Below are 6,135 nucleotides of genomic sequence, written 5' to 3'. Positions count from 1 at the left end.
AGAATTTGGGCATAAACTTTTACCACTTCCTCCCTACTCACCTGAGTACAATCCTATTGAGAAGAAATGGGCTCATATTAAAAAGCATCTCAAAAAGGTATTGCCAAGTTGCAATACTTTTTTCGAGGCTCTTTTGTCTTGTTCTTGTTTCAATTGACTATAGAATGAATCTAGAATAGGACGCTAAGACTGCTAAAAATATTTCTAGAAATTAGTTTGACTTTCCTAATCGATTTGTTCATACCCTATTTCAATTCACTATAACATTTGGAGAGGACAGCCGTTGTTCTCTCCATTTTTATATCCAGAGATAGAAGGATTTGTTGAAAAACTAAAAGATAAAACTATAAATCTCGGCAAAAAATATTTACTAAAAATTTTTAATACTGTTAAATAAATTGTATGAATATAAAAATGGATAAATCTCTTATAGTATGGCTGAAATACATTACTAGATGCATGTTTGTTTCTTTAGTTCTATTTGTTAAAGAATTACTAAGTTTCCGATAAAAGATGTAAAAAAATATTGAATTCAATATATATAGTGCGTTTTTTATAAAAAAGTAACCGCTAACACTTGATTTTTATAAATATAGTGATATACTAAGATTTAAGAAAAAGTAAAAAGGAGATTACTATGAAGTTTCATTTTAATGAGCGTCAACGCTTTTCTTTACGTAAGTATAGCTTTGGTTTAGCCTCTGTTCTTTTAGGAACTGCCTTCTTTTTGAGTGGACAAGTTGCTAGTGCTGATGAGGTAAATGTTTCAGAAACATTGCTCACCTCCGTAGTATCTGTTAGTCCAGAAAGTTCAACAAGTACATCGGAATCTTCAGTACCAAGAACTTCTGAATCAAAACCTACAGTAGCAGATAAGTCTACTCTATCACTAGAAACTGCCGATTCAAAATCAACAGTAGAAGATAAAGCTGTTGTAACACCAGAAAAGGCTGGAGTTTCTTCAGATTCTGAAAAACCTGTAATCGAGAGTCCAAAATCTGAAAAGTCAGAAGCATCAGCGAAAGAATCGAGTGAAGAAACGGCGAAAGCAACTGAAGTTAAAGCTGAAGTTGCTGAAAAAGACGATAAGTTTACTGACAAAGCTCCAGCTGAAGTTGCTGAAAAAGACGATAAGTCTACTGACAAAGCTCTAGCTAAAGTTGCTGAAAAAGACGATAAGTCTACTGACAAAGCTTCAGCTGAAGCACGTCGTTCTACTCGTACACGCCGAGCTACTTCAGAAGATAAACGAGAAGTATCTAATTGGAGTGAGTTTGTTTCAGCCTTAAAGGATGAAAATGTAAGCGATATCACTGTTAATGGTGATATCGTAGCTCAAGGTGATAATGGTAATACCGACAATGGACGTTCAGGATCTGTTGACCGTAAGACTACCATCAATGCGCCGTCTCGTCCAGTTACTATCCAAGGTAAGGACGACAATGCTCGTCTAGACCTCTTGTCGCATACTTTGGAATTGACAGGAGCTAGCTGGGAACTAAACCTCAAAAATCTTAAGATTGCTTCAGCAAACTCTAGAGGTCCAATTGAACTATCAAGAACTAGTGGTTCAAATACAGTTACATTTGAAAATGTGACAAGTGAGGGTTCATCACTTTATGGTGGTGGTGGTAACACAAATGTCGTTATCAAAGGAAATACAACTTCAACAGTTAGCGATAGTTATCAAGCAGCAAATGGTCAAACTCAGTATGTTCAACGGAACGTGGGACAAGCTGGTAAATCAGATAAACGTCGTGAGTCAAATATTCACGATGCTAAATCTGTAACAGTTGCTGAGGGAGCTAGCTTAACGCTTAACCGTTCTTCTCAAGGGGATGCTATTACTCTTGAAAGTGGAGCTAAGGTCAGTGTAAAAGATAAAGCTAGTCTTACTATCAACATGAACACTGCCAAGCAAACTGATAGTGCTCGCTACCATAATGCTGGTATTTTCATGGCTGATAGTGGTACCGTAGAAACTGGTAAAGGCTCTAAGTTAGTCCTAAATACTAGTATCGGTCAAGGTATTTCAATTGGTATAAACCGTCCAGGGGATAACGTTACAGATAAGGATCGTTTTGGTGGTTACGGTGCTGGTAACAACGGTCGTAAAAATGGTCCTAGCCGAGTTCTTATTGGCGAAGAAGGAACATTTGAATTTAACGGTCGTGACGGTATTATGATGGGGAATCACTCAGAACTTGTCACAGGTCAAAATTCCAAAGTTCGCTTTGAAAATAAAGGTCGTGGCGTTGCCCTTGATTTCGGAAATGATTCAAGAGTAGTCTTTGGAAAACATTCGACTAATACCTTTCATTCAGTAGGTAAAGGTAAGAACGGTGGTGCACCTTCGGGTAGTTACGATGGTTACAACTATATTGGCCTTAATGAAAATGGTAAGATTCTTGTAGATGACTACGCGACTTTCCGTGTACAAATGGACAATCGTGGCGACAATGACTGGGATGATGTCATTTCACTTGGTTCTCAGAATGGTACTAAGTCTGAGCCACTTTTCCAAGCTAATAAAGGTTCTATCGTAGATATCCGAGACGATAATACGAACTACTATGCGGAGTTGATATCTGTGGCGCTAGGTAATAGTTCAAATACCTTCTTCCAGTTCAACAATCCCTTTTATGTTGCATTTATGAGATATACTAAGTCGGATAGTCTTTCAGCAGGTGAAATTACAGGTAAATTACCACTATCGATTCCTCAAGGAAACAATCCACAGGACATTGGACATGGGAACATCCTTTATATTTCAAATCCATCATTAGCGTCTAGAAACAGAATCGAATTTAATGGTCCTGCAAGCAATAATGGTTCTGGAGTTGGAACCTATACAGTTTATTCATTGAATAAAGATGGTAAGGATAAGCAAAGTCGAGAAAAGCAAAGTTCGGTATGGACCAATATTCAAGGTGGGTCTATTCCTATTGCCGGTTTCAAAAATGATAATCCAAATATAACACCAGCAGATGCCCCTTCTGTCCCTACGGGTTCTTCTCCAGGAGGCGTTATTGCCAAAGATAAAACTTATGGTATTGACCCTGTTGGGGATAACCGTCAAAACATTTGGGTTTCAAATGGTTCTAAAATCAACCCGACTGGTGTTCATAAAAATGTCATCAAATATGTCTACGAAGATGGAACTCCAGTTAAAAAAGATGTTATCCAGTCATCAGAATGGAACCGTACTTTGGATGTCTCTATTGACCAAGAAGGCTTTAAAAAGATTTTAAAAAATTCAAACGTTAGAAATGGTGATGAATTCTTAGCAGCTTATAGTAAAGCTAAGTATCACATTTCTGATATCGATGGAGATAACATTGCTGATACTGGCTGGAAAGAAGACGGAACAAATTCTGGTACCTATAATTATGGTACTATCGCTTCGCCAAAACTCAAAGGCTATAAACCAGAAATTCTATCAACTAATGTTCCAGGATTAGAAGCTGGGGCTCAAGCTGATTCAGTTTCAGTGACTTATGATTCAAGTAATGCACCAGAAACACTTATTGAAGCTCAAGCTGGTGGACGTACCGTTTCAGAAACTTATTGGCGTAATATTGTAGCCAAATCTGATTTGGGTGTCTATGAAACAGTTGTTGTCTATAAAAAAGTAAAACAAAAAGCTATTGTCAAATACATTGATACAACTGCTAATAATAAGGAATTAGCAAAAGATGAAGTTGAAGGTACATCTGGTGAAGCTATTAACTACTCAACTGCAGCTATGATTGCTGATTTTGTTAATAAAGGTTACAAACTTGTAGAAGATGGATTTACAAACTCAACTGCAGATCAAAAGAAATTTGATGATGATGAAAACATTGATCAAGAATTCGTAGTTAGACTAGAACACGATGTAACTCCAGTTGGACCAAATAACCCACATAAACCAACAGATCCAATCAATCCAAATGATCCAAAGAGTCCAAAATACCCTGCGACAGATCAATGGAAGAAAGATGTAACGTCAACTGTTCATTATGTGGTATCAGACGGTAATGCAACTGCCCCAGCTGATAAGGTTCAAAATGCACAATGGACACGTACCTTAACACTTGATAAGGTGACAGGTGAAGTTCTCTCATCTACTCCATGGGCATCGAATAAGGCTAACTATGATGCAGTTCCAACACCAGGATTGACAGGTTACTACGCTGATAAAGCAAGTGTTGCTTCTAAGACAGTCACTCAAAAAAATCTTGAAGAAACTGTTACTTACAAGCCACTTGGAAAATTGGTTCCAAAACCAGAGACACCAAAAGATCCAAACTTCCCATCAACACCAGAAGTGAAGTATCCAAATGATCCAACGGATCCAACGAAACCAGGTCAACCAGTTGTGCCTAATGTACCAGGCTACAAACCATACTTGCCAGATCCAAACGATCCAACAAAACCAGGTCAACCAGTAGAACCAGGAACACCTGTAACACCGGATAAACCAGGGGAAGATACGCCGATCATCTATGTACCAAAAACAAATGATGTGACGCAACCAACAAAACAAACTGTTAAGTACACAAGTACAGATGGTAAAGCTCAGGTACCTTCAGATAAGATTCAAAATGACTATACTTTCACAGGTAAGAAGAATCAAGCTGATGGTACAACAACATGGACTGAAAACAGTCATACTTACGGTAGGGAAAGTGTTCCAGTAGTTTCTGGTTACTACGCTGACAAGTCTGAAGCAGGTAGTAAAACAGTCACTCCAACCAATCCTAATGCTGAAGATGTTGTAACTTATAAACCACTTGGTAAGATTATTCAGGTAGATGAAGATGGAAATGTTATTCCTAATTCAACATCTCCAACATACAACAATAATCCATCAAATCCTAAAGAAGCAGCAGAAACTAAAATTCCAGATGCACCAACAGGATATGTGATTAAGGAGGAACAACCACAAGCATGGGGTTACAATATTGTTGATAAAACTATTGAACCAAATGATGAAAGTGATCCAGATCGAATTTCACAAGATACGAAGATTGTTTATGTTAAGGCAGACCAAAAAGCAGTGATCAAGTACGTTGATCAAACAACTGGTCAAACCCTTGCCAATGATCAAGTCGGTGGTAAATCAGGTGAGGCAATCAACTACTCAACTGCGGACAAGATCAAGTACTATGAAGATCGTGGCTATGTTCTTGTAAGCGATGAATTCCCAGCAGGAGTTCACTTCGATACCGATGCTTCAGTCGATCAAACATGGACAGTAACCTTGAAACATGGTGAAACTCCAGTAGGACCAAATGACCCACATAACCCAACAGATCCAATCAATCCAAATGATCCAAACAGTCCTAAGTACCCAGCGACAGATCAATGGAAGAAAGATGTCACATCTACTGTTAAGTATGTGGTATCAGATGGTAAGGTAGCAGCCCCAGCAGATCATGTTGAAAACGCGACATGGACACGTACCCTTACCTTGGATAAAGTCACAGGTAAAGAACTTTCAGCGACACCATGGGCATCAGATAAGACAGCCTACGCTGAAGTTCCAACACCAGGTTTGACAGGATACTACGCTGATAAAGCAAGTGTTGCTTCTAAGGCAGTTACTCAAGAAAACCTTGAAGAAACTGTTACTTACAAACCACTTGGAAACTTGGTTCCAAAACCAGAAACACCAAATGATCCAAACTTCCCATCAACACCAGGTGTTAAATATCCGAACGATCCAACAGACCCAACGAAACCAGGTCAACCAGTCGTTCCTGATGTACCAGGTTATGAACCACACCTTCCAGATCCAAACGATCCAACGAAACCAGGTCAACCAATCCAACCAGGAACACCTGTAACACCTGATAAACCAGGGGAAGATACGCCAATCATCTATGTACCAAAAACAAATGATGTGACGCAACCAACAAAACAAACGGTAACGTTTGAAGGAGCTGGTTCAACCACACCAAAAGATGATGTTCAAAGCGACTATACCTTCACAGGTAAGAAGAATCAAGCAGATGGTACAACAACATGGACTGAAAACAGTCATGACTATGGCAAAGTAAAAGTCCCAGTCGTTGAACACTATTATGCGGATAAAGCTGAAGCAGGTGGTAAGACAGTTACACCAGAACACCCAGAAGCTACAGATAAAGT

General features: G+C 38.8%; 2 protein-coding genes. Both read left to right on the top strand.

Features of this window, described 5'->3' with window-relative positions:
• Positions 1 to 157, top strand: a 157-nt coding sequence (locus ADF68_RS04185) for a transposase (protein ID WP_049548764.1), incomplete at its 5' end; no start/stop codon positions are given.
• 480 nt (positions 158 to 637) lie between these two features.
• On the top strand, positions 638 to 6,135 hold a 5,498-nt coding region (locus tag ADF68_RS10135), incomplete at its 3' end, for a mucin-binding protein (protein ID WP_053090649.1).

This window comes from Streptococcus pseudopneumoniae (genome assembly GCF_001068775.1).
Taxonomy (GTDB): Bacteria; Bacillota; Bacilli; order Lactobacillales; family Streptococcaceae; genus Streptococcus; species Streptococcus pseudopneumoniae_N.
Note: the sequence above shows the minus strand (reverse complement) of the source record. Positions and strands in the feature narration are given on the sequence as shown.